This window comes from Sphingobacterium sp. GVS05A, from assembly GCF_019969845.1.
Taxonomy (GTDB): domain Bacteria; phylum Bacteroidota; class Bacteroidia; order Sphingobacteriales; family Sphingobacteriaceae; genus Sphingobacterium.
In genome coordinates, this window is record NZ_JAHXYR010000009.1 from 150980 (window position 1) to 177310 (window position 26331).

21 protein-coding genes and 1 riboswitch are annotated in these 26331 nt (G+C 39.3%); of the genes, 12 read left to right on the forward strand and 9 right to left on the reverse strand.

Features of this window, described 5'->3' with window-relative positions:
- Window positions 1-98 precede the first annotated feature (98 nt).
- From LC454_RS21030 to groL, 9 genes are all read left to right on the forward strand, one after another.
- On the forward strand, window positions 99-860 hold the full coding sequence (locus LC454_RS21030) for a hypothetical protein (protein WP_223584399.1): 762 nt from the start codon (window positions 99-101) through the stop codon (window positions 858-860).
- Between the two features lie 207 nt (window positions 861-1067).
- Window positions 1068-1751, forward strand: a complete 684-nt coding sequence (locus LC454_RS21035) for an OmpA family protein (protein ID WP_410528667.1) — start codon at window positions 1068-1070, stop codon at window positions 1749-1751.
- A 248-nt stretch (window positions 1752-1999) separates the two neighbouring features.
- The gene (gene miaB / locus LC454_RS21040; protein WP_223584403.1) at window positions 2000-3436 is read left to right on the forward strand and encodes a tRNA (N6-isopentenyl adenosine(37)-C2)-methylthiotransferase MiaB; all 1437 of its coding nucleotides are present in this window, start codon (window positions 2000-2002) and stop codon (window positions 3434-3436) included.
- 37 nt (window positions 3437-3473) lie between these two features.
- A complete protein-coding gene (locus LC454_RS21045) occupies window positions 3474-4754 on the forward strand; it encodes a sigma-54 interaction domain-containing protein (RefSeq protein WP_223584405.1) in 1281 nt (426 codons plus the stop codon).
- A gap of 10 nt (window positions 4755-4764) precedes the next feature.
- Window positions 4765-5280, forward strand: a complete 516-nt coding sequence (locus tag LC454_RS21050) for an LptE family protein (protein WP_223584407.1) — start codon at window positions 4765-4767, stop codon at window positions 5278-5280.
- A gap of 12 nt (window positions 5281-5292) precedes the next feature.
- Window positions 5293-6378, forward strand: a complete 1086-nt coding sequence (locus tag LC454_RS21055; RefSeq protein WP_223584409.1) for a hypothetical protein — start codon at window positions 5293-5295, stop codon at window positions 6376-6378.
- A gap of 12 nt (window positions 6379-6390) precedes the next feature.
- On the forward strand, window positions 6391-6810 hold the full coding sequence (gene secG / locus LC454_RS21060) for a preprotein translocase subunit SecG (RefSeq protein ID WP_223584411.1): 420 nt from the start codon (window positions 6391-6393) through the stop codon (window positions 6808-6810).
- Window positions 6811-7111: 301 nt separating this feature from the next.
- Window positions 7112-7387: a co-chaperone GroES gene (gene groES / locus LC454_RS21065; RefSeq protein ID WP_088160030.1), complete on the forward strand. Its 276-nt coding sequence runs from the start codon at window positions 7112-7114 to the stop codon at window positions 7385-7387.
- A gap of 115 nt (window positions 7388-7502) precedes the next feature.
- Window positions 7503-9140, forward strand: a complete 1638-nt coding sequence (gene groL / locus LC454_RS21070) for a chaperonin GroEL (protein WP_223584413.1) — start codon at window positions 7503-7505, stop codon at window positions 9138-9140.
- A gap of 68 nt (window positions 9141-9208) precedes the next feature.
- Here groL and ggt read toward each other — a convergent pair whose 3' ends face one another.
- The 4 genes from ggt to LC454_RS21090 all read right to left on the reverse strand — a co-directional run bounded on the left by ggt (window position 9209) and on the right by LC454_RS21090 (window position 14353).
- A complete protein-coding gene (gene ggt / locus LC454_RS21075; protein WP_223584415.1) occupies window positions 9209-10912 on the reverse strand; it encodes a gamma-glutamyltransferase in 1704 nt (567 codons plus the stop codon).
- Between the two features lie 67 nt (window positions 10913-10979).
- A complete protein-coding gene (locus LC454_RS21080; RefSeq protein WP_108636271.1) occupies window positions 10980-11306 on the reverse strand; it encodes a nucleotide pyrophosphohydrolase in 327 nt (108 codons plus the stop codon).
- An 18-nt stretch (window positions 11307-11324) separates the two neighbouring features.
- The gene (gene dtd, locus LC454_RS21085; RefSeq protein ID WP_120261918.1) at window positions 11325-11783 is read right to left on the reverse strand and encodes a D-aminoacyl-tRNA deacylase; all 459 of its coding nucleotides are present in this window, start codon (window positions 11781-11783) and stop codon (window positions 11325-11327) included.
- A gap of 134 nt (window positions 11784-11917) precedes the next feature.
- Window positions 11918-14353, reverse strand: a complete 2436-nt coding sequence (locus tag LC454_RS21090) for a TonB-dependent receptor (protein ID WP_223584417.1) — start codon at window positions 14351-14353, stop codon at window positions 11918-11920.
- A 54-nt stretch (window positions 14354-14407) separates the two neighbouring features.
- Window positions 14408-14533, reverse strand: a riboswitch (TPP riboswitch).
- A gap of 231 nt (window positions 14534-14764) precedes the next feature.
- On the opposite strand from LC454_RS21090, the gene LC454_RS21095 reads away from it, so the two are divergent.
- The 3 genes from LC454_RS21095 to LC454_RS26565 are packed head-to-tail and all read left to right on the forward strand — an operon-like array spanning window position 14765 to window position 17767.
- Window positions 14765-15940 carry an amidohydrolase family protein gene (locus LC454_RS21095; protein ID WP_223584418.1) on the forward strand — a complete coding sequence of 392 codons (1176 nt, stop codon included), beginning with the start codon at window positions 14765-14767 and terminating at the stop codon, window positions 15938-15940.
- Window positions 15941-15977: 37 nt separating this feature from the next.
- Window positions 15978-16265 carry an acylphosphatase gene (locus tag LC454_RS21100; protein ID WP_223584419.1) on the forward strand — a complete coding sequence of 96 codons (288 nt, stop codon included), beginning with the start codon at window positions 15978-15980 and terminating at the stop codon, window positions 16263-16265.
- A complete protein-coding gene (locus tag LC454_RS26565; RefSeq protein ID WP_223584421.1) occupies window positions 16265-17767 on the forward strand; it encodes a lipopolysaccharide biosynthesis protein in 1503 nt (500 codons plus the stop codon). The genes LC454_RS21100 and LC454_RS26565 overlap by 1 nt, the downstream gene beginning before the upstream one ends.
- A 69-nt stretch (window positions 17768-17836) precedes the next feature.
- Here the strand turns inward: LC454_RS26565 and dusB are convergent, their stop codons facing one another.
- The 5 genes from dusB to LC454_RS21130 all read right to left on the reverse strand — a co-directional run bounded on the left by dusB (window position 17837) and on the right by LC454_RS21130 (window position 26225).
- Window positions 17837-18832, reverse strand: a complete 996-nt coding sequence (gene dusB, locus LC454_RS21110) for a tRNA dihydrouridine synthase DusB (protein ID WP_223584422.1) — start codon at window positions 18830-18832, stop codon at window positions 17837-17839.
- Window positions 18833-18899: 67 nt separating this feature from the next.
- Window positions 18900-21341, reverse strand: a complete 2442-nt coding sequence (locus tag LC454_RS21115; protein WP_223584423.1) for an outer membrane beta-barrel family protein — start codon at window positions 21339-21341, stop codon at window positions 18900-18902.
- 10 nt (window positions 21342-21351) lie between these two features.
- Complete coding sequence (locus LC454_RS21120; RefSeq protein ID WP_223584424.1) at window positions 21352-22485, reverse strand: PepSY-associated TM helix domain-containing protein; 1134 nt, start codon at window positions 22483-22485, stop codon at window positions 21352-21354.
- 67 nt (window positions 22486-22552) lie between these two features.
- Window positions 22553-23809: a DUF4374 domain-containing protein gene (locus tag LC454_RS21125; RefSeq protein ID WP_223584425.1), complete on the reverse strand. Its 1257-nt coding sequence runs from the start codon at window positions 23807-23809 to the stop codon at window positions 22553-22555.
- A gap of 25 nt (window positions 23810-23834) precedes the next feature.
- Window positions 23835-26225, reverse strand: a complete 2391-nt coding sequence (locus LC454_RS21130; RefSeq protein ID WP_223584426.1) for a TonB-dependent receptor — start codon at window positions 26223-26225, stop codon at window positions 23835-23837.
- Window positions 26226-26331 lie beyond the last annotated feature (106 nt).

Consider the following 26331-nt stretch of genomic DNA (forward strand, 5'->3'; position numbering starts at 1 on the left):
TGGATTTAGAGTCGTTGATATTACTTCATAGCTTCCAAAAAACGCTAATGGCAAGATAAATGCCTGAGAAAACTAGCGTGATAAAACAATATATTCTAATGAAAAGAATACATATACATATAGGGGGGCTATTCGGCATCTTGATATTGCTTTTGATGGCATTCGGTGCAAAGGCCCAACATATACAGAAAGTGTCAGGTATGGTGATGCAAAGGGGAACTGCCAATAGAATTGGTGATGTGGTGGTCCTGAATTTGCGCACGAGCAGATCAGCGTTGACGAACTCTTTTGGGGTGTTCACGATAGACGCCTCTGTCGGAGATTCTCTTTCTTTCACTAAAGTTGGATTTTCACCTGTAAAGACTGTTTTGACAAACCTGAATGAATTCTATATTGAGATGCAGGAGGGAATTAAGCTTGAAACAGTCATTGTAGAACGAAAGTCTAAGGAAGCTGAGTTGAATGATGCCATGGGGAATTATTCAAAAAAAGGGGTCTATAATGGCGGGAAAAATAAATTTGGAACCTATTTAGGTAGTCCTGCTACCGCGCTTTATAATCTTTTTGGACGTGAGGCGAAAAATGCGAAACGTTTTGGACGCTTTATGGACCGGGAAAAAGAAGAATTGCAAGTAGACCGTATCTTTTCAAGGGCAGCTGTCCAAAAATTAACGAAATTGGATAGCGCTGATTTAGACGCATTTATGATACGTTATCGTCCCTCATTTGATTTAGCTGAACATTGGGGGCAATATGATTTGATGAATTATGTACAGCAATCTTTAGCGGATTTTGAAGCAAAAGGACGTCCAAAAGGATCATTATTGCCTGATATTGAAGTTAAGACCCAAGAGAAATAAAACATTTTTCATTTTATGCTGTTAGTTCTTGTGAACATTGACCGTCAAGATTATTTGTAGCTTATCGTCTTCATTTATCAACGTTGTGATGCTTTTTTTGGAGTATGGTAACAAAAAAGTTAAAAAAGGATGCTTTTGGCACTTTGTTTGATTTTAACATGAATAGTAATTTAATTTGAATATTAAAAGTCTTAGATAGATATGAAAATGAATAGAAAATTAGCTGTATTTGGTTTGACTGTTGCAACCTCGGCTATGTTATTTGGAAGTTGTTCTACAATCCAAAATACAAATAATACGACTAAAGGTGGGGTGATCGGTGGTGTTGCGGGTGGTGCTTTAGGCGCATTAATTGGTGGTAAGGCTGGTAATACGGCTATTGGTACATTGGCAGGTGCGGCCATTGGTGGTGCAGCTGGTGTATTGATCGGTAAGAAAATGGACAAACAAGCTGCTGAGATTTCTAAAACAGTAGAAGGTGCTGAAGTGACTCAATCTGCAGAAGGTATTGTTGTAAAATTTGATTCAGGTATTTTGTTTGATTTCAATAAATCTGATTTGAAAGCATCTGCAAAGGATAATATTGCAAATTTGGTTGCAACATTAAATAAAGAGCAAGGAACAGAAATTTTAGTTATCGGACACACAGATAATGTGGGGACTCTAGCTGCAAATGACAAAGTTTCTTTGGACCGTGCAAATTCGGTACGTGCATTTGCGGTATCTAAAGGTTTGGCTTCTTCACGTGTTAAAACTGAAGGAAGAAATTTCTCTGAGCCAATTGCAAGCAACGATACTGAAGCTGGACGTGCTCAAAACCGTCGTGTTGAGATCGTAATTGTTGCTGGTGACCAAATGAAGAAAGAAGCAAAACAACAAGCTGGTCAATAACGAGCTAAACATATTGCTCCTTTAGGAGTAAATATGTTTGACTCTTCTAAATGTTGAGTCTGTTGAATTTCAAAAATAACAGAAGGCGCGGAATCTATCCGCGCTTTTTTGTGAAGTATCCCGCCAGACCGCTATGATATATATTATTCACTTCACAAATTTGACAAAGTATAAACCATATTTCTGGCTGACAAACTGTCATTATATGGATTTTAATTTCTAACTTTGTAGTCTTTGAAAATTGAGCTATGCTAGATTTAACACATACAACTAAGGAACACGACGAATCTCGTCAGGGTGAGGCATTGTTATTGGAACAAGATCCAAAGATCAGTAATGGACGTAAACTGTATATTGAAAGTTACGGTTGCCAAATGAACTTCTCGGATAGTGAGATCGTTGCTTCTATTTTGTTGGATAAGGGTTTTGAAACGACAAAGAATTATCAGGAAGCTGATGTTGTCTTTATTAATACCTGTTCAATCCGTGAGAATGCAGAGCAACGTGTTCGTAATCGACTGAAAGAATTTGAGGCGGCTAAGACCAGAAATCCTGGAATGATCGTCGGCGTACTAGGCTGTATGGCTGAGCGCTTAAAATCGAAGTTTCTAGAGGAAGAAAAATTAGTTGATGTTGTAGTAGGTCCTGATGCGTATCGTGATCTTCCTAACTTAATTGAAAAGGTAGATGACGGAGCAAAAGCAGTGAACGTATTGCTTTCACGTGAGGAGACTTATGCTGATATTAATCCGGTTCGATTAAATTCAAATGGTGTAACGGCCTTTATTTCTATCATGCGTGGTTGCGATAACATGTGTTCGTTCTGTGTGGTTCCTTTTACCAGAGGACGTGAGCGTAGCCGCGATCCACATTCTATTGTGAAAGAAGCACAGGATTTATTCAACGCTGGATATAAAGAAGTGACCTTATTGGGTCAAAATGTAGATTCCTATAAGCATACAGCGCCAGTTGCAGAAGGAGAAACTCCTGGTGAGACAGTGACGTTTGCTAAATTATTGACCATGGTCGCAGAGGTGAGTCCACTTTTACGGGTTCGTTTTTCGACTTCCCATCCAAAAGATATTACGGATGAAGTTTTGTATGCAATCGCATCACATGAAAATGTTTGTAACTATATCCATTTGCCAGTGCAATCTGGGAATTCTAGGGTATTGGAGCTTATGAATCGTACTTACGATCGTGAGTGGTATATGGAACGTGTAGACGCTATCCGCAAAATTATTCCAGATTGTGCGATTTCTACTGACGTAATTACAGGATTCTGTACAGAAACGGAAGCAGAACATCAGGAAACGTTATCCATGATGGATTATGTGAAATATGATTTTGCATACATGTTTGCTTATTCTGAAAGACCAGGTACATTAGCTGCAAAGCGTTATGAAGATGATATTCCAGAAGATGTCAAAAAACGTCGTTTGACTGAGGTAATCAACAAACAACGTGACCATAGCTTATATCGTTACCAACATTTTATTGGAAAAGTCTGTAAAGTTCTGATAGAAGGTTTTTCAAAAAGATCTGAGTTTGATTTTTGTGGTCGTAATGATCAGAATGCCTTGGTTGTGTTTCCTATAGACCCTCGCTACAAACAAGGGGATTATGTCAATGTGCTTGTGGAATCATGTACATCAGCAACCTTGCTCGGTAAAATTGTTGATTAAGAAAACTTAATATAAATTTATTTCCAACTGGAAATTTATGGATAACCAAGATATAAAAAATAGGTTTGGAATCATCGGTAATTCACCGTTGTTAAATCGGGCGATAGATATTGCCCGGCAGGTGGCTCCAACTGATATTTCTGTATTAATACAAGGTGAAAGCGGTAGTGGTAAAGAAGTTTTTTCGCATATTATCCATCAATTGAGTTCCCGTAAGCATGGCCCATTTATAGCGGTCAACTGTGGAGCAATACCAGAGGGAACAATAGACTCTGAATTATTCGGACATGAGAAAGGTTCCTTTACAGGAGCGCATGAAGCACGTAAGGGCTATTTTGAAGTGGTTGATGGTGGGACAATTTTCTTGGACGAGGTTGGGGAGTTACCTTTAGGTACACAAGCCCGATTACTACGTGTTCTGGAATCCGGGGAGTATATTCGTGTGGGATCATCGAAGGTTCAAAAAACCAATGTGCGTGTGGTTGCTGCGACAAACGTCAATATGTTTGAAGCTGTTCAAAAAGGTAAATTTAGGGAGGATCTTTATTACCGTCTAAATACCGTCCCTCTGCGTGTGCCTTCACTCAGAGAACGTCCCGAAGACATCAATTTATTGTTCCGCAAGTTTATTGTCGATTTTTCGGAAAAATATCGCTCTCCTGGCGTGCAACTTACTGAAGATGCACAAAATATGCTGCGTAACTATAACTGGCCAGGGAATGTGCGTCAATTGAAAAATGTCGCCGAACAAATTGCTGTTTTAGAGAAAGAACGTATTGTTGACGCGCATATACTTCAAAACTATTTGCCAAATGAATCACGTACGAGTCTACCAGCTATAGTTTCATCCAATAATAACGCAAAAGAGGATTTCTCTGAGAGAGATCTCCTGTATAAGGTTCTGTTCGATATGAAGAAAGATATGGTCGATCTGAAAAAGCTCGTAGTCGAGTTGATCCAGAAAGGTGTGGATTCTTCTACATTCGATCAAAATTCTCCTTATATCAATCAGCTCTATCAGGAAATTGAACCACAGATAAAATCCGATACCGAAGGATACGGTATCGCGCCAACCTTGACGATACATTCGCCGAATAATAATAATACCGCAAATGTATTGAAGAACCCTGTTGCGCAGGACGATTATCTGCAAGATGCACAAGAGGTGGAAGAGTCTTTGTCTTTGGTAGATAAGGAGTCGGATCTGATCAAAAAAGCCTTGAAAAAACATCGCGGTAAACGGAAAGCTGCAGCACAAGAATTGGGAATTTCCGAAAGAACTTTGTATCGGAAAATTAAAGACTTAAATTTAGACTAAGGTTTTGCACATGTTGCCAAGAAGAATTTTATATACCTTTCTCACAACCGCTTTTCTATTCATCATGAATAGTTGTGGTGTGAAATATGGATTTACAGGAGGATCCATTCCAGAAGGAATGAAGACCGTCAATATTCAATATTTCGAAAATATCGCACCTTTGGTTTATCCGACTTTAAGCCAGAATTTTACAGAGGCATTAAAGGAACGTATTCGAAACCAATCCCGATTAAGCCAGGTCAACCAAGATGGTGATGCTACTTTTGAAGGGTTCATTACAGACTATACAATCAGTCCAGCCGCCGTTGAAGCAGGAACAGACCGCGCTGCGATGAATAGAATGACGATTACAATTAAAGTCTCCTATCATAATAAGCTCAATCCTAAAGACGACTTTGAGCAACCTTTTACACGTTTCAAAGAGTTCGCGGGAAATCTTCAGAGTGCACAGGAGGAGACCTTGGGTAAGGAGATTATCCAAATGTTGACAGAGGATATTTATAATAAGGCATTTGCTAACTGGTAATCCTGTTCCAAGATGAATATTACTATGCCACTATCGAATAACGACCTTTTCTTTCGAGCAATCAATCATCCGGAGTCTATTGATGAAGATGTAATTTTGGCTTTGATTGAAAAATATCCCTATGCGCAAAGTTTGCGATTTATATATGAACGTAAAGTTTTTGGTGAAAGCAAACCTGTTCAGAATCTATCATCTGCATTGTTGTATGCTTCGTCCCCAAATTGGTTATACGAATTTATGCATAGCAGGCCAGGGGTGGCAGTGAAAGAAATCCAATTGGAAGACATCGTTCTTGATGAGGAAATTGAGGGTGGCTTGTCGGAAGGTGTTGTCGTTGAGGAAGCGGTAGCGGTAGATGCTGAGGTTGAGCTGGAGGAAAATGATGTTGAAGAGGTGGAGAAGACAGATGAATTGGACCGTTTGATTCAAGCAGGTGTAGCGCAGGATTATTTTCGTTCGCGTGAAGCAAAACAACAGACCACCATTATTGAGTCAACTGAAACTGTTGAGCCCGCTCATTCCGAAATTGCAGTTCAGTCATTGGAGGATACGCAGGAGCGTGTCACAGTCTACGATGATGATACAATGCCCTATAGTTTCCTATGGTGGTTGCATAAGACGAGACTTGAGTATGCTGAAACGTACCAACCTTATGTAAAGTCGCCGTTGGGCCCAATGACACCATCAAATGATGATATTGCAAAGATCCATGAAAAATTGGATAGCCAGCTATTGGATCAACAAATTCGGGAAAATATTTTTCACCTACAATCACCAGAGGCAAAACTCAGTGATGAAGTGAAAACAACAATCTCTTTCCATATTCCGCGCAAAACGGATGAGGTGATCGAGAAATTTATCCGCGAAGAGCCTATTATCCAACCATTGCAGGCTGAAAAGTTAGATTTGGAGAATAAAGCGAGAAAGAGCTCGGAAGATCAGTATTCATTGGTGACGGAGACCCTTGCAAAAATATATACCGAACAAGGTTTATATCCTAAAGCAATAGAGGTTTACGAAAAATTAGTTTTGAAATATCCAGAAAAAAATGCTTACTTTGCGGCACGCATAACAGAATTAGAAAAGAAATTAAATTAATTACATAAAGAGATGCAAGGATTATTAATTGGTCTTATCATATTAGCTAGTATTATTTTAGCATTTTTGGTTTTAATCCAAAATCCAAAAGGTGGTGGTTTATCATCTGGTTTTTCCGGAGGAACAAACTTAATGGGTGTAAAACGTACAGGAGACTTTTTGGAAAAAGGTACATGGATCATGGTTATTGCTATTATGATTTTTAGTTTGGGTGTTAACATTATGGGGTCATCACCAAGTACATCTAAAGGTGGTTTGGGTGGTCAAATTGAAGCCCCAGCTCAACAACCAGGACCTTTGAACTTGGGTACACCAGCACAGAAACCTGCAGGTGCTCCAGCAGGACAAGAGCAAGCTGCTCCGGCGCAATCAGAACAAAAAACTCCGGCTACAACGCCAGCAGCTAAGCCAACTGAAGAAGCTAAGAAATAGTTGCGAACAAAGAAATTCAAAAGGCCTCGTCTACAATTTAGACGAGGCCTTTTTTTGTTATACGCGGTTTGTCAGTCTGCCTATTGAAGTATGATCGAAATGGCAAACAGAGTTTTGTAAGGATGTCAGACAAACAGTGACAGTGTGACAGCAAAATGTGCTTTTATTTGTGAACATGTTAAGTTTTCGGTGAAAAATTGTCTTATACATCATCTTATTTACAATTGGCATAAAAGATGATGTGTCTATAACGATTATAACATAAAAATAAATTCAATAACAGATAAAAAGTAAATTAATTATGGCATTAAGTATCCAACCTATCGGAGATAGAGTAGTAGTAGAAGCTGCTCCAGCAGAAGAAAAAACAGCTTCAGGGTTATATATTCCCGATACAGCAAAAGAAAAACCATCTCAAGGTACAGTAGTTGCTGTAGGTACTGGTAAAGTTGACGAGCCGTTAACTGTAAAAGTAGGTGACAAAGTATTATATGGTAAATATGCAGGTACTGAAATTACTTACGAAGGAAAAGAGTACTTAATTATGCGTGAGTCTGATATTTACGCTGTTATCTAAGGGATTAAAAGTCTAAATTACAAAGTTAAAATTTAAAAAATTGAGGCAGTTCGTAGCTGCAGACTTGTAACATTAGAGTCTCACTACCAATATCTCAATACTCAATACTAAAAAAATGGCAAAACAAGTAAAATATAACGTTGAGGCTCGTGAGGCCCTTAAAAAAGGTGTAGACACTTTAGCTAATGCTGTTAAAGTAACATTGGGTCCAAAAGGACGTAACGTAATTATTGAGAAGAAATTCGGTGCACCAGTAATTACTAAAGATGGTGTTTCAGTTGCGAAAGAAATCGAATTGAAAGATGCTTTGGAAAATATGGGTGCTCAAATGGTAAAAGAAGTTGCTTCTAAAACTGCTGATCAAGCGGGTGATGGTACAACTACGGCTACTGTATTGGCACAAGCAATCGTTGCTCCAGGTATCAAATCTGTAGCTGCAGGTGCTAATCCAATGGATTTAAAACGTGGTATTGACAAAGCCGTTGCAGCTGTTGTTGCTAACTTGAAATCTCAATCTCAAGTAGTTGGTCAAGATAACAATAAAATTAAACAAGTAGCAGCGATCTCTGCGAATAACGATGAGATCATCGGTTCTTTGATTGCGCAGGCAATGGAAAAAGTTGGTAACGATGGTGTTATCACCGTTGAAGAAGCAAAAGGTACTGAAACAGAAGTAAAAACTGTAGAAGGTATGCAATTTGACCGTGGATATTTATCCCCATACTTTGTTACGAACTCTGACAAAATGGAAGCGGAATTAGATAACCCTTACATATTGATCTACGACAAGAAAATTAGCAACATGAAAGAGTTGTTGCCTATCTTGGAAAAACAAGTTCAAACTGGTAAACCATTGTTGATCATTGCTGAAGATTTAGATGGTGAAGCTCTTGCAACATTAGTTGTCAATAAAATCCGTGGTTCACTGAAAGTGGCAGCTGTAAAAGCTCCAGGTTTTGGTGACCGTCGTAAAGCAATGTTAGAAGATATCGCTATCTTAACTGGTGGTACAGTAATCTCTGAAGAAAGAGGTTTCAAATTGGAGAATGCTGAGTTATCTTATTTAGGTCAAGCTGAAAAAGTTCAAGTTGACAAAGATAATACAACAATTATCAACGGTGGTGGTAACGTAGATGACATCAAAGCTCGCGTTGCTCAAATCCGTTCACAAATCGAAACAACAACTTCTGACTACGATCGTGAGAAATTGCAAGAGCGTTTGGCAAAATTGTCAGGTGGTGTTGCCGTATTGTACGTAGGTGCTACTACTGAGGTAGAGATGAAAGAGAAAAAAGATCGTGTTGATGATGCTTTACATGCAACTCGTGCTGCAGTTGAAGAAGGTATCGTTGCTGGTGGTGGTGTTGCATTTATCCGTGCTACTGAAGCTTTGGTAAACCTTAAAGGTGAAAACGAAGATGAGCAAATCGGTATCGATATTATCAAACGCGCTATCGAAGAGCCTTTGCGTCAAATCTGTAATAATGCAGGTATTGAAGGTGCAGTGATCGTTCAAAAAGTAAAAGAAGGTACAGCTGACTTTGGTTACAACGCACGTACTGACCGTTACGAGAACTTAATCGCAGCAGGTGTAATTGACCCTACTAAAGTATCCCGTATTGCTTTGGAAAATGCAGCTTCAGTTGCTTCAATGTTGTTGACAACAGAGTGTGTATTGGCTGACGAGGCTGAAGAAAACCCTGTAGGTGCTGGTGCTCCTCCAATGGGTGGTGGTATGGGTGGAATGATGTAAGATCATCCGAACTATCTAATATAAAAAAGGCTCATCTGGGATTCCAGATGAGCCTTTTTATTTGATGTTTAATATCCTTTTGCCATATCGTCTCCACGAGGATCAGCACCGGTCTGCAATTTGCCATTTGGAAGGATAAGAATATTTTCTACACGTCCTATTGTTCCTCTGGGATTTATTACATAGCCATCCTTCGTCAATTTGTCTCGCAATGTTGCATCAATCGCATCTTGCTCAACATCAATGCGGTCAGGTAACCACTGGTGGTGGAATCGGGGTGAACTGACAGCGGATTGTGCATTTTGTCCAAAGTCAATCACATTCAATATGGTTTGAAAAACGGAGGTAATAATAGTTGATCCGCCCGGTGTCCCCACCACCATAAATAGTTTACCATCTTTTTCTAGAATAGTAGGTGTCATAGAACTCAACATTCTTTTCCCAGGCTGAATTTCATTTGCCTTTTCTCCTGTCAAACCATACATATTAGGTACACCGGTCTTTATTGAAAAATCGTCCATTTCATTGTTCAATAAAAACCCTGCACCATCTACGATAACACCAGATCCATAGGAATCATTGAGCGTGGTGGTGATGGAAACAGCATTTCCCTGCTCATCAACAATATTGAAATGAGTTGTTTGCTCACTTTCATAACCCGGAATGACATCTGCATTGACGTTTTTACTCAGTGTTGCCTGATGAAAATTAAACGGATTCAGTTTCGCGGCATTTGTCGTGGAATCTATCAGTTGTTTCACAGGGACATTGATAAAATCGGGATCCCCTAAATATTTAGCTCTATTTGCATACACATGACGTTCTGCTTCAACGATGACACGTATTGTGGAGTCTGTCTGAAAGCCCCAACGCTGAAGCGGGAATTGTTCAACTGACTTTAACAAGGCCAGTAGAGAGGTTCCGCCGCTCGATGGTGGAGGCATAGAAACAACCTTGTGTCCTCTATAGCTCGATGCAATCGGGGCACGCCAGAGCGCCTTGTAGCTCGTTAGATCCTCATGGGTAATGATCCCCTTACCTTTATTCATTTCTGCAATGAGCAGATCGGCGGTCTTTCCTTTATAGAAGCCGTCACGTCCTTCATTAGCGATTCTTTCGATAGTATTGGCTAGATCTTCTTGTACAAATAGGTCACCAGTTTTCCAGGTTGTATTTTTGATAATTGCGGAACCAGTGGGATTCAGCTTCACAAATCGCTCTTTATGGCTTTCAAACTCGTGGGCCTGCCTTTCACTGATCTTGAAACCTTTTCGCGCAAGTTCGATTGCGGGTAAGAGCAATTCTTTCCAGGCTAGCTTCCCATATTTCTGATGGGCGTCCCACATGCCGGCGACAGAACCGGGCACACCCGATGCGAGCGCACTGTATAGGCTCAAATCAGGGATAACATTCTTTTGTGCATCCAGATACATATCCCGGTGAGCCTGTTTAGGAGCGGTTTCCCGAAAGTCTAGTGCATCGTACTGCCCCTTATTGTTGCGATATAGCATAAAACCACCGCCACCAATATTTCCTGCATTTGGATATACTACAGCGAGGGCAAACTGCACCGCAACGGCAGCATCAATGGCATTTCCTCCCTTTTTTAGCGCCATGACGCCAACTTCCGAAGCTATGGGGTGTGCTGTTACCACCGCTGCTTTGTTGAATGTCTCGGGGCGCGTTTTATGGGCGTCAAGCTGCCTGCGGGTATTGGAACATGAAGCGAATAGCAAACTTCCTATTAGCGAATAAATAAATAGTTTATTCATAATATCTGCTCTAAAATTGTGCGTAAGATTAATATTAAACCTTGTATACCTCTGAAAAACAAAGGTGTTATTTTAATTTTTCGTTGTTTTTATGACGGTCTGCATCCCGAATAGATTTCTTTTGCAGGTTCTTTTCCAATGCGTCGGTCAGGTCTATGCCCGTTTGATTTGCAAGACACATTAAAACAAACAATACATCGGCCATTTCATCAGCGAGATTAACTTCTTTATCTGATTTTTTGAAAGACTGTTCACCATATTGTCTCGCCATGATCCGGGCGACTTCGCCAACTTCTTCCATAAGCATGGCTGTATTTGTCAGCTCATTGAAATAGCGTATCCCCGTTGTATTGATCCATTTATCAATTACTTCTTGTGCTTCTTTGATTGTCATTTTTTCGGATTAAGTAGTTTAAAAATTGTCCTTATCTTTTGTATCCATAATAATGGTAACGGGACCATCGTTCAATAGATTGATTTTCATGTCAGCTCCAAATACGCCAAGCTGAACAGGCTGATCGATCAGTTGGGAAAGCAGTTTGGCCATTTCTTCGTAAAGCGGTTTGGCGGTATCAGGTTTGGCCGCCCGAATAAATGATGGCCTATTTCCTTTTTTTGTCTGAGCAAATAGGGTGAACTGAGAAATCAGTAAGATATTGCCGCCGATATCCAGTATAGATTTGTTCATTAGTCCCTGCTCATCTTCAAAAATCCGTAGGTTAACGAATTTTTGTCCCAACCATTTTAAGTCTTCAATTGTATCGGCTTCTTCTATTCCCAATAGGATCACTAAACCTTTTTGAATCTGCCCGGTGATCTGTTCGTCTACTGTACAGGAAGCATGTTTTACCCGTTGTATTACTGCACGCATAATGAAAAGTATAAAACCAAAGTTAAAAATTCCGATCGTCAAACACGATCTAATCTCGTATTTATTGGTGCCCAAAAAAGCCTCCTTTTCTATTTAGGAAAAGGAGGCTTTCTATATATGTGGGATTCTAATTGTTAAAATTTGATATTTAAGCCTAACATAAAGTTTGTAGGTGCCTGTGGAAAGTAAAAATTGTAATATTTTCTGGTATCGCCTTCCATCCAACCAAAAGTATAACCGTTTGTTTCATACTTTTCATTCAATAAGTTATTTACCTGTAAACTTAAGTTAATGTCCTTTATGCCTAAAGCTGTAAAATTATAATTCGCCAGTAGATTATTGACAAAGGATGAAGAGATGCTTCTTTCTTTCGCTGAGGAATTATCGAGATATTGTCGTCCTACATACTTTGACAGCAATGAAAATGTGAGCGGTTCAACAGGGCTATAGGAGAAATTACTGGATATAATCGTATTTGGAGACAGCGCAATATCTGTCTTTGGATAGGAGATTCTGAGGTCACCCATGACTTCTTCAAAATTCTTGATCTTATTCTGGCTGAAGGTAGCAGTAGCCTTCCAGTTCAATTGCTTATTGATGTTCCAGGATCCGTCAAATTCCAGTCCAATGCGATAACTGTTTTTCACATTTTGTCGGATAGGAGCTCCGGTATCACTGATTTCACCTGTCGGAATCAATTGGTCCTTATAAAACATACCGTATCCATTCAATCCAATATTTAATTTTGTATTGGTGAATCTATATCCAATTTCAATGTCCTGCATTTTTTCTGGCGTTGGATCCGGAAGTTTGCTGTTTTTCTCTATGAAATCTTTCCGGACGGGTTCCTTTTGTGCGAAGGCATAGGAAGCATAGATATTTGCATGATCATTTAATAGATAGGTTGCTCCAGCCTTAGGATTTAGGAAATTGAATTTTGGGTGGTAATTATAGTTTTTGACCTTATCATCATCGCCATACATGCGATAGTCTACATTTCGGTATTGCACGTCGGCCATTAGAATCCATTTATCCAATTTGTAATCTACCTTTAAGAAATTGCTGAAGTCGTTTTTCTGCGATTTTCCAAAGTAATATTTGTCATCTATAAATCCCGTTGAGGCATACTGCGCCCAGATTACTTCACCATAATGTTTTCCCTTGTATTGATTATATGCACCACCCCATATTATTTCAAGTTGATCATTGGGTTTGTAATTAAGGGCGTAGGTCATACCATAAAAGTAATTATCAAGCCATCTTCTGCGGACTAGATCTGTTTTTTTTATGGTGTCCTGGCCAATGATGACGTCTGGTAAACCATATTTACTTAATTTATCGGCTGGTCTCATCTCTTCATAGTAACCATAGCCTCTTGTATAATGTAGCGCGGTATTTAGCGTGAGCTTCTCGCTGAGGATATTGGTGTAATGAAGTTGGTGATGCTTCTGTGTATAATTGTCCGTTTGGTTTTTGTAGGTATATAGATTATAGTTCCGCCCAGCATTCATAAAACGGTCTTTTTCTGTACCGGATACACCAAGACCATTATCTGCATAATCATCCATACGGGATCTGTCCCCTGTGATCAAGGGTTCTGGTACCCCGTTCCAAGCCTGGTATGTTTTTTCTTTTCCCCAGAATACGATTCCTTTTAAAATGTGTTTCTTACCGTAGTAGCCACCGTCGATATAAAAAGATTGTAGGTCTGAGGCGCCTCTTTCGATATAGCCATTGCTGCTAATCCTTGATAACCGAGCATTGAAAGCAAATTTGTCGTTGATCAATCCTGTACCTAGCTTCGCTGTATTTTTCCAAGTGCTGTAAGATCCAAATGAATTGTTAAGTTCGGCATAGGGTTTTTCGGCTAAAGTATTTGATTGAATATTTAACGAGGCGCCGAAGGAACCAGCGCCATTTGTCGAAGTTCCAATCCCCCGTTGCACTTGAATGCTTTCAGTAGATGATGCGAAGTCAGGAAGATTGACAAAGAATGAGCCCATACTTTCAGCATCATTTAGTGGAATTCCATTAAGAGTTACATTGATGCGCTGGTTGTCAGATCCCCGAATGGTCATGTTTGTATATCCTATGCCGGCTCCGGCATCGGAGTTGACCTGGACAGAAGGCGTTTGATTCAATAGATAGGGTATATCCTGCCCCAGATTATTTCGGGAAATCTCTTCTTTTGAGATATTCTTGAATGTTGTTGGGGCATTCTTTTTGGCTCTGGTAGATACAACGAGTACTTCTTCTGTACGAATTGTTTTCGGATCAAGTTGGACAGTCAATTCCATATCACGCTCAATGTTCAGGTTTTGGGTCCAGGTTTGATATCCTATAAAAGAAACTTGAACTGAATGCTTCCCTTTCTGAATATTATACAATTTGATCAGACCATCTTTGTCCGATTTGGTTGTAAAAGAAGCCTGTCCATCCAGGGATACAGATGCATTTTGTAGCGGCGTTTGTGTGTTCCTTTCTACGGTCTTAATCGTCAAATTGTGCTGAGCAACAGCAATTTGGATAGAAACAGTAGCTAAAGCGCTACAAATCAAAAATTTGATCATGTTGATGTATTTTGTTTAAGTTAAACAAATCATAGAAAGGGGTCACTATGATCGTTCTATTTAACTAACCTCTCCCTCCGCCAGCATTACCTGGATCAGGTGCACAGAACTTAATCTGTTGGGTATAATCTCAGCCCTTATTTGTGTTTCTGACAAAACAAGGCACCCCTATTCGATGATGCGAATATATACATTAAAATCGGAATGGTATAACGTGATATGTTTTTTGACAAAAGGGTAGTCGCGTTAAAAAATCGTTAAAATTTCCTTATGGTTTAAAGTTTTACGTTTAGGCTTGTTTTTGGTATTTATTGTTCTTTTTAGGTACCTTGGCATAGAGTTTTCTACTGTTAGTATGTATTCATATCGGTCAAAAATTTTTAATTACTAATTTGAGAGTGAGGAGATAAAATGTTAAAATATTTAAGCGCAAATTATATTCTACCGATCACTTCAATGCCAATAAAAGATGGTATTGTGGCGGTAGATGAAGAGGGGGTAATTCAGGGTATTTACGACCCCACATCGTTTACTTTGAATGATAAGGTCAAGATCGAAAGGTATGATGGCGTTATTATTCCAGGTTTTATCAACGCCCATTGCCATATTGAATTGTCACATATGAAAGGTGTAGTACCTAAAGGTACCGGTCTACCGAATTTCTTGAGTCAGGTGATGACCTCACGGAGTGCTTCAATGAAGAAAATGGATGATGCAATGGCAAAAGCGGATAAGGAGATGTATGAAAATGGTATTGTAGCAGTGGGCGACCATGCGAATACAGATAACTCCTCTACATTGAAGGAGGAATCGCAAATACTTTATCATACATTTGTGGAAGTCATTGGTGTTGAACCTGAAGAAGCTGATTTTAAATTAAAAGAAGCGAAATCGTTGACACAAGAATTCAGAAATGGCCATGTGTCCATTACGCCACATGCACCTTATTCCTGTTCAAAAGCTCTTTTCAAAAAATTCAAAAAAGCTGTCCCTGAGACTAACATCATTAGTATTCATAATCAAGAGAGTGATGAAGAGAATAAATTGTTTAGATACAAAACGGGGGAGTTTCTGGACTTCTATAAGAGTATTGGAAAAAATGCAGATTCTATTAAAGCACAAGCCCGGAATTCGATCCAGTCTTACTTACCTTATTTGCCTTATCCGAATAAGTTGTTGTTAGTTCATAACACTTATACTTCATTAAAAGATTTGGATTTTGTGGAGCGTATGGATCGGGATGTCGTGTGGTGTTTGTGTCCGAAAGCAAATTTATATATCGAAGGTGCCTTACCTAAGGTTTATAATTTTATAAATGCTGGACAACCATTAGTTATCGGAACCGATAGTTTGGCATCGAACGATACGCTTTCAGTATTGGAAGAGTTGAAGACATTGCATGAACATTTCGAAGATTTGGATTTCTTGCAAACCATTCAATGGGCTACGATCAACGGAGCTGTTGCGTTGAATATTCAGGATGAATACGGCTCTTTGGAGGTCGGTAAAAAGCCGGGAATTGTTTTGCTCCAAGGTATGGAACACATGCGTCTGACAGATAAAGTTAAGATCAAACGGTTAGCATAGTATTTAATTCCACAAAAACTTCTGTACTTTTGCTCTTATGAAACATTTGAATATTTCAATAAGGGGTAAAGTACAGGGAGTCTTTTTTCGATTGACGGCCAAAGCCGTTGCAGATCAGGTTGGTGTAAAAGGCTTTGTGCTCAATCAAAAGGATGGATCTGTCTATATCGAAGCTGAGGGTGACGATTTTGCACTTGATTCAATGTTGGACTTCTGCCAGGAAGGTCCAGAGGATGCAAATGTTGAAGCTGTTGAAGTTAAGGAAGGTGAGCTGAAGGGCTTTTCTAATTTTGAAGTGATTAAAAGAGTCCAATCCCAAGCCTAGTGTCAACAATAAAGAAATTTCTCAGCGATACCGTTATCTATGGTGTGACTACTATCGTTTCAAGAATGATAGGATTCCTGATGACACCGCTCTATCTCCGTAAATTCAAGGATGCAGCGATCTATGGAATTTATTCTAATTTTTATGCGTGGATGTCCATGCTGAATGCTATTCTAGCATTTGGAATGGAGACAACTTATTTCCGCTATTTGCAGAAAGTTGAACCACAGGATAAGAATAAAGTTTACAACAATAGTTTCTTTATTACTTTAATTACCTCCGGATTATTATTGTTGTCCGTATTTGTTTTCACAAGACCTATTGCTTCGTGGTTTGCGGACGGTGGGGATGTGTCTCTTTATGAGCAATATATCAAATACTTTGCATTTATTCTCGTTGCGGATGCGCTTGCTGTCATACCATTTACAAAATTGCGTGCCGAAGGGAGACCTTATAAGTATAGCGCGCTGAAATTTGTCAATATTGGTATTACCGTGATTTCAAATTTGTTCTTTATTTTGTTCTTGCCGGATTGGGTACATAAGTACACCTTTTGGGCCGATTTTGCTGGAACATGGTTCAAAGAAGGTTGGATCGGTTATGTTTTTATTTCCAATCTTCTCGCAAGTATCGTAACATTAATTCTATTACTGCCTGAATTGTTAACTTTCCGATTTAGCCTAGATAAAAGATTAATGAATGAAATGTTAAAGTATAGCTTCCCCATTTTAGTCGCTAATATTTCATTTATTATTAATGAGAATCTAGACAAAATGTTCTTTCTGAAATTGGTGCCTGGGGAGGCGGGGAAAGATGATTTAGGTATATATGGTGCAGTTGCTAAATTGGCCGTATTTTTAAGCTTATTTGTTACAGCTTTTAGATTAGGGGCGGAACCTTTCTTCTTTTCATATTCAAAAAACCAGAACGCATCGAAAACCTACGCACTAATCATGGAGTATTTTGTTATCCTTATGGTTATCGCAATGGTCGGATTGACAGTCAATCTGGATTGGCTGAAATATTTTATCAAGGGTAATGAAAAAGAGATCGCAACATACTGGACTGGGCTTAAAATTGTCCCCATTCTTTTATTTAATTATGTGCTGCTAGGAATATATATGAATTTATCGATTTGGTATAAGTTGACAGATCATACACGTTACGCTATTTATATTTCGGGCATAGGAGCGCTAATTACAATTATGCTCAATGTTTGGCTTATCCCAACTTATTCCTATGTTGGTGCTGTTTTATCAACAACAGTTGTATATCTAGTCATGATCGCCTTTTCACTTTACTGGGGCCAGAAGTATTATCCCATACCTTATAAGATGATCAAGATCTCGGTCTATCTTGGTGTAGGGCTGTTGATTTCCTGGTTGAGCTTTCAAGTTTTTCATAGTAATATCTGGCTCGGAAACGCCATGTTATTGCTGCTGCTGGGGATTACTTTTTTCCTTGAAAAGAATGGGCTGATGAAATTAATTCGAAGAAAATAGCGGGTTTGTTCAAGACATAGAAAAGGCGACAATCAATTGATTGTCGCCTTTTTCAATTATTGGAAAATCTTAAAATAATTCAGTTTCGAAGGTATGTTCAATATCATGGAGTACATCCAAAATTTCATCTTGCGTTTGTAAGCTGACAAGTTTCATTCTGGATTCTTTAAAATTCGGAATTCCTTTGAAATAATTTGCGTAATGTCTCCGCATTTCAAAGATCCCTAATTTATCACCTTTCCATTCAATGGATTTGTTTAAGTGTGTTTTACATACCTCGACACGTTCGGCAATTGTAGGTCCCTCCAGGCGTTCGCCTGTATGGAAGAAATGTTTGATTTCTCTAAAGATCCATGGGTAACCAATTGCAGCGCGACCGATCATAATACCATCAACCTCATATTCTTGTCTCCAGGCAGCGGCTTTCTCCACCGAATCCACATCACCGTTCCCAAAAATTGGAATCTGAATGCGTGGATTGCGTTTGATATCACGGATCATAGACCAGTCTGCCTGACCTTTGTACAATTGTGCACGGGTACGGCCATGTATTGCTAATGCTTTGATGCCGACATCTTGCAATCGCTCTGCTACTTCGTATACATTTTTGGTATTGTCATCCCAGCCAAGACGAGTTTTTACTGTCACCGGTAGATGAGTTGCTTCAACAACAGCTTTGGTCATTGCAACCATTTTATCAATGTCTTGCAATAAGGAAGAGCCAGCTCCCTTACAGACCACTTTCTTAACAGGGCAGCCGTAATTGATGTCGATTAGATTTGGATTTGCTTTTGTGCAGATTTCAGCTGATTGACGCATACTTTCAATATCTCCACCGAATATCTGGATACCGATAGGCCGTTCATATTCAAAAATATCAAGTTTTTGAACAGATTTAGCCGCATCACGAATCAGTCCTTCTGAGGAAATGAATTCAGTATACATTAAATCAACACCATTTTGTTTGCAAACATACCGAAATGGGGGATCGCTGACATCCTCCATCGGAGCAAGTAACAATGGGAATTTTCCCAACTCAATATTTTCACCAATCTTGACCGACATCTTCAATTTTTTTTTTACAAAGGTACAAAATTTGGTATTAGTATAAAGTTAGCTAACTGTCATGAGTTTAGAGTCGACTTTTTATGTCTTCAGAACCCGTAGCGCGTTGTGCTGTTGCATTCTGAGAACCACCGAAACGGTAGTTGAAAGATAAGATGGCGGTTCTACTGTCGGGGTTAGATCTACCGATGAGCCTGATGGTCGGCGAGATCGTTTCATATCGTCGATTGTTGGTTCTGAAAATGTCGTTAACCACTAATTTCAGTGTGGCTTTTTTATTGAGGAAGTTTTTTTGGATGCCGGAATATACCTGTCCGTAGCTTTTGATATGACTGATCCCTACCGTCAAGCCAGATACATAGTTGCCCCCCAATTCGATAGACCAATCCTTAGGCAATTTGAACGAATTTTGGCTATTTAGACTTAATGTATTGCCCTTGCGGACAATTAGCCCATCTTCTTGTGGCAATTCATATTCGTTCCGATAATAGTTCGCAAAATGGGTTGCCGACCACCAGCTGGTAAATTGGGTCGGGGCAATAAAGGAGATCCCATAATTTTTAAAAGAACCTATGTTTTCGGGTCTTTCAAAAGTAATATAGGGATTAAGTGGATCTCTTCCTAATATCTCGTTGACAACATTTGACCGCTGTGCATAATTCAGCGTTAAGACGTATTTGCTTGCGTAAGTATAGCCTAGTTCAAAGGAGTGTTCGTATGCTGGGTTTAAGTTCGAATTTCCCTCAGCATAGGAAAAAGGATCTGTGTATACCCTGAATGGATTTAAATCCCAAAACGAAGGCCGTTGTACGCGATAGCTGTAGCTGGTCTGTACTTTATGATTGTCATTGGCTATATAAGTGAAAAACGCTGCTGGGAATAGTTTGAAATAGGATCTTTCAAATTGGTCGTTCAATGTAATTTGATGACTACGTGTACGGGTGTGTTCCCCGCGAACGCCTATTTGCGTTGAAAACTTATGCCAGCTTTTTGATAGATTTAGATAACCCGCATGAATAGTCTCTTTGTAGATAAAGTGATTACTTGTACCCAGATCCGGAACATATTGATCATTTTGTAATGTATCATAATGTAGATCGTTTTCAGTGCGTACGTAACTGCTCTTCCAGCCGGCTTCCAGTTTATATTCCTTTGGAAGTGGAAGTGTATAATCTAGCTTGGCGACATATACCTTATTGTCTGAAGGGATATCACCTATTCTGGAGGAACTTGCAGGCGGTGTTGAAGCTCCGACATTGTTGTATGCTGTATTCAGCTGCTGATCCATTTTTGAATAGTGGTCAACAAGGTCGAGATCTATTTTTAATTCATGACCTTTATCATTGAGCTTTAAATTATAATTGACATTGTACAGCATATCTCGCCAACGCTCTTTGCCCGCCGTGATGGTCGTGGATGACCATACTAGATTATCGGTATTAAAGTTTCGGAAATTATTCGTGGTGGGCTCGTACTTTGGATATTTCCCGAATCCTCCATTAATTAAGAAACCTATCGTCTGTTTGGGATTTATGCTGTAGTCCATGCCTACTCTAAAATTATTAGATCGGAGTTTGGGCTGAATGGTGTTCTCCTGCTGTGAATACGATTCGGGGACTGATCCCTGATCAGTGTAAAAATAACGCGTAAGTGAGTTGTAATATTTCAGATTTTGGAAATACTGATTATAAATCCCGAATACGTTGATTTTTTCTGTACGATAATTAAGGTTTAGACTCCCGCCAAGATGTGCTCCTCTACCGGCACCGGCATTAGCCGATACGGAACCATTAAACCCTTGTTTGAGTCCTTTCTTTAATACAATGTTGATGATACCTGCGGATCCAGCAGCATCCTGTTTTGCATTTGGATTGGACATGACCTCGATTTTATTGATGTCCATTGAAGAGGTACTCCGTAGGAGATTGGCCAATTGATCGGCAGACAGGTATGTAATTTTCCCATTGATCATGACCGTCGCTCCAGATTTACCTTTAATACTTAGCGAACCACTTTCGTCGACAGCGACACCTGGAATCTTGCTGAGTAATTCCAGTCCGTTGTTGCCGTCTGCGAGCATTGAGTTTTCAATATTGAAGACCAACTTGTCCTGTTGCTGTTCGATAAATTGTTTTTTTCTTTCGACGATGACCTCAGCGAGATAGGCATTGTTTTGCAATAATAGGATCTTGCCAAGATCATACTCGTCAAAATGTTCGTCCAGCCTGAAATGGGGACTGAAAGTATCCTGATGAGTAAGGCTTTTGACTTTAATAAAATAGCTACCCGCTTTTGTATTGGTAAACCTGAAATTTCCGGTACTATCTGAGTGTGCTGTATTAACCAGTGTACCATCATTGACGTGATAAAGCGAAATACTTACATAAGGAATGGCCTGTTTATCTTCGCCCACAGTCTGTCCCTTGATATGATTTGCTTTTTGAGCTTGGCTTGTAAATAGGGTACAGATCCAAAGGAGACTTAAGAGATAACGGAGGATATTAGGCATGATTATATAATTAAGTTGTTGCTAATTGTGGACGTCTTGTTTTTTTTGTTGACTTTTTTTTCTTTCCCCACCAGATGTAGAATCCTGTTATAGGTAGAGTCGTGCAGATAAGCGATGCGATGAAGTAAATTATTTTGGTGGTCATTCCACCGATAAAACCGGTATGCAGGGCGTAATTGGAACGCATGAGCCATTCCGTGGTATTGGCTTCATCGATTGGGCCTTGCTTGCGGCCGGTGAGTTCCAGTGTATTGCGATCAAAATTAAGGTCTCTCCAGCTTCCGTTGGTCATGTCCGTACAGGCATACACCGCTTTATCTTCTTTTTCGGGATAGTGGACAATAACAGCTTCTTTGTTGAATTTTGCATATTCATGACGCACTTTATACCAGATTTGATCGGCGACCACCAACGCATCATTTAACGGCTGATCCGGAAGCTCAGGTTTATTATTCTTTTCCGTTTTTGGTTTGTTGGGATAGCCTCCCGTCATCCAAACCACAGAACTGCGGACCCAGGGAAAACTCATGATGAGCCCTGTAAAACACATGACGAATGCGATCGTTAGCGCATAGAAACCCAATACGTTGTGGAGGTCATAATTGACACGTTTAAATTTAGCTTTCCATTTAATGGTAAAACTCTGTTCTCTTGATCTACGGTTCCACTTCTTTGGCCACCATAATACTAGGCCTGTGATCAGCAGTATGAAAAAGATAAAGGTGCTCCAGCCAACGACCTGCCTGCCTATTTTTGTGGGCATCCAAAGATGACGATGCCCTTCATCCATGAAATGGAAAAAATCCTCATGGTTGACAATCGCCAGCACTTCGGCTGTATAAGGGTTTACATAGACAAGACTGTCAGAGTGATCTAGACTTACTTTGACTGATTTGTCGAGACCATAATACCATGAGCTCGCAATTTCATAATCGGGAAGCATCGCTTTAACAGATTTATAGATCGCAGATGGGGGAAGCTGTTCTTCTGATTTTTGAGCTGTGACCTGAATATAGTTTGTGGTTAATTCTTTGATATCATGTTCAAAGACAAGTACGCAGCCTGTAATTCCTAAGATGATAACAGGAATACCCGCAGCGATTCCTAACCAAAGGTGTAGCCAGGCATTAATTTTACTGAGCATAATGGGAAACGTTTTTTTATAATCCGATCTGCACATGTTGGTCGGCAGATCGGATCATTGCGGATGATTAATAACTGATTTTGCTCATTGATGATACTTGGGATATTCCAGTAAATTTCAACCCTCTTTTTGCTGTAGCGTTGTTGATATCAATGATATAGGTGTAATATTGTTTGTCGTCTTTATCCTGACAGGTATAGTAAGCCTTAGCGCCACCTTTGTCAACATATACGACATCTTTATAACCTTGTTGTTCATGTGAAGGAATCTCTATGATTTCTGTCATTTTTTTGGTCTGTATATCTACGATATATAATTTGACAAGACCACCGCCTACACCTTCGGACTGTTCACCCTTGTTGTAGATCGTCATTAAAAATTTGTTGTCTTTGAGATAACTACCTCTTGCTATTTTACCCTTTCCAAGAGATTCGATATCGAAATAATAATCTTTATCAAATTCATCCGTTCCTTTTTTGATTCTCAGGAATCCAGATTTATTTTTTGTAGCCAATGATGCTTCATTTGCCGAGAACCATACATATGCATCACCTTTATCGTCTACTGCTAAACCTTGTTGAGCAAACCAGTTTCCGATATGGGAACCTCTTCCATCACGGATTGTTTTTTCAAATTTAAGTTCAGGATAAGAGAAGATACCGATATAGGTCGTGTCGGTCGTCGTAAAATTTCCACCCCAGTTATTTGAACCATCTCCAGATTGGAAAGGAATATAGACCTTATTACCTACTTGGAATACACCTGTCCAGATCGCCATGCGTTTGCCGCCCAATACTTTGGAAAGATCGACCGTGTTTTTGTTGGCGATGGAGAAATTTTGAGCATCATAGTTTCTTAGCGTCGCAACTGGGTTTACGATACTTCGGTTGGTTGTCCCTAAAATCACATTTTTATCACCGAAATTACCATAGATACCTGCGGTTTCGGCATTTACCTGGTCATCTTTAAGTCTTTGCAGATCGCCTTTGGCATCAATAGCATAAGGAGTTATCGGGCCTTGGCCACCGTATGTCAGACCAAAAACATGGTTGTTTTGATTGATAAAAGAGAATTCTGTTGCTGGCATACCGTTACCTACAATACTTAAATTACCTTGGCTAACATCATCCGTAGTAACAATATAAGTACCTGATGAACCTGACTCCGAACTCCCTTGACCAGTTACGATAAAGACAAATTTTTCTTTCTTTTTCGAGTTTCCTGAATCTTCTCCTCCTTCAACAGGCTTGTCCTTTGAACAAGCGGTAATTGTTAATACGCCACAGGCTACTGTAAGCAATCTTAAGTAATTTGACTTTTTCATTTTGAGTTATTTAATAAATTGTGTGTTATTTTTTGCGTATAAAGTATCTGAATTTGACATTGAAAGACCGACTAGGTTTCTGCATTTCGAAATTGTCGTATCGTGTTGCGTCGGTTAGGTTATTACATTCCAGCGCAACATTGTATTTTCCTGAAGCCATCGCATAGACAATGTTGACATCATGGGATAGTTGTTTGGGAATAATGAAACGCTGTGCTGGTGTGCCTAAACTTGGAAAGTCCAAAAAGAAAGCATGGATATATTGGAGGTTGTAACCGATCGTCAATGTATTATGTTTACCTCCGAAGTGGTGCAAATAATAGGCAGCATCTGCATTACCATATAAATAGGGGATATTAGGCATGCGATCCTTGTAAACACTGCTTTCTACGAGTTGACCGGGCTCATATTTCGTATTATTAATTATATTTTGGTAGGTTAGATTACCACCGATTGAAAACTGATTTTTATAGAAATATTTTAGATTAAGATCTACTCCATTATTGAGTACACTCCTTAAATTGAGGTATTTACTCTCTCTTTTGTTGTTTGAGCTTAATGGGCTGATGTAGAGTCTTATAAAATCAGTTGCATTTCTATAGGTATAGTTAGCATCTATGATGATATGGTTATTCTCATTCCATTTTTTTGCGTAGGAGAGGCCGACATTGATGTTATGGCTATTCTCTGGTTTAAGTGTTGGATTTGCGCTCAAATCTTGTGCATCGCCAAATAATTCGTTGTTTTCAGGTAATCTGGAGGCTTTCTCATAGGAAGCTTTCAATTGTAGGGTTGGATTGACAAAGTAGGAAGCCGCAAAGCCATAGCCTAATTTATTGACCGTCGTTTCTACATTTTTGTAGATTTCATTTTTCTTGACTTCTTCAAAGTATTTACCTTTTTGATTGTAATTTTTTACAAATACATTTAAATCCCATTGATCGGCTATGTTGGTACGATAACCTAATGCAGTAATATTTTTTGTGGTTTTTCGTGGCAACTTGTTGATTTCGAGATCTGGGTAATATTTATCTTTTCCTTTGCGGTCAAACGTTGTCAATAAGTGATTGACCATAAAATGGTGTTTTTCATTGATCGCATAGGAGAGGTTGGCAATGAAGTTGCCATTGTTATTGTTGAAACGATAATCGCGTAGTTCGTTTTCACCTCCGGGAGCATTGGGGTTATTTTTATCTTTGGGTTCACTTTCTCCGGACCAGGTAAATCTTCTATTCACTGTATCCAGACTGCGTTCTTTACCGAGGTTGTATCGGCCAAATATGTTGACATCTAGTCCCTTTACAAATAGATCTTTTTTGATATATTTTACACTGGGTTGAATGATATTTCCCAAAGCTTCCCGGCCTCCATAAACATCGTCCATGTGGTTTCCGGTCTGGATTTCTTTTTTGTTTTCACCCAGTGTTATTCCAAAAAGTAGCTGATCTGCATATTTCTTGTTGGAGACTCCGATATTATAAACCATGGTTTCATTTCGGTAGGTGTCGTGGAAACGCCTTCTTCTTCCATTGGTATATTTTCCGGTTTCAAAATCAGCCGCCCGCACATTCACCCAGTAATTGTTGTCCGAATAGTTTTGGAAGGCCGACAAGGTCATCGTTAACCCGTTATTCGAGATGTATCCTGCATTTACCGCAGTTTTATGTGTGTTGAAGGAACCAAAAGAATAAGAAGCATCAAGGTACTTACCAGGGTCATTTTTGGTGACAATATTCACAGCACCACCTAAGGCATCGCCACCCAGCCATACCGGAACAACGCCTTTGTACACTTCCACACGCTCGGCAAAATTGATCGGGATATTATTCAATTGAAATGATGAACCAAAATTGTCCATCGGAATACCATCCAGAAATAATTTCACCTGATTGCCGGAAAATCCATTAATACTAAAAGACATATTTGATCCAACACCGCCAGACTCTCTCAAGCGTACGCCCGAAACTCTATTAAGTGCCTGACCGATGTCTAAAGTCGTATTGTACAGTTTTTTTGCATCTATTGCAGAGACGTTGTAAGGTTGTCGTGTTACTTCACTTGTAGTGGATCTACCTATAACTTCAACTTCCGCCATGATTTTTTGATCTGGGGTCATTTGTATTCCGGATAGATCAATAACATTTTTACTACAGGCTACTGACCGATTTATAGTCTGATATCCGACCGCGGAAATTGTAACCTGATGATTTCCGAAAGAGATTCCACTTATTTTGAAAAAACCATTTTTGTCAGCTTTGGCTCCTTTATTTGTACCTGATAGAACAATTGTTGCCCCATGAATAGGTTCGTTTGATGTATTGGTAACATTACCTTTGACTTCGGCTAGTTGTTGGGAATGTGAAGGAAATGATATGATTAGGAAAAAGAATAACCATACTACTTTAAATTTTGACATTACTTTATTTAGATTAATTACACATAGAGAAGTTGCGTAACTCTAAATCTACCGAAGGTCAAATAAGTAAATAAAAATTATTATTTTTTAATAAACTGAATATCAG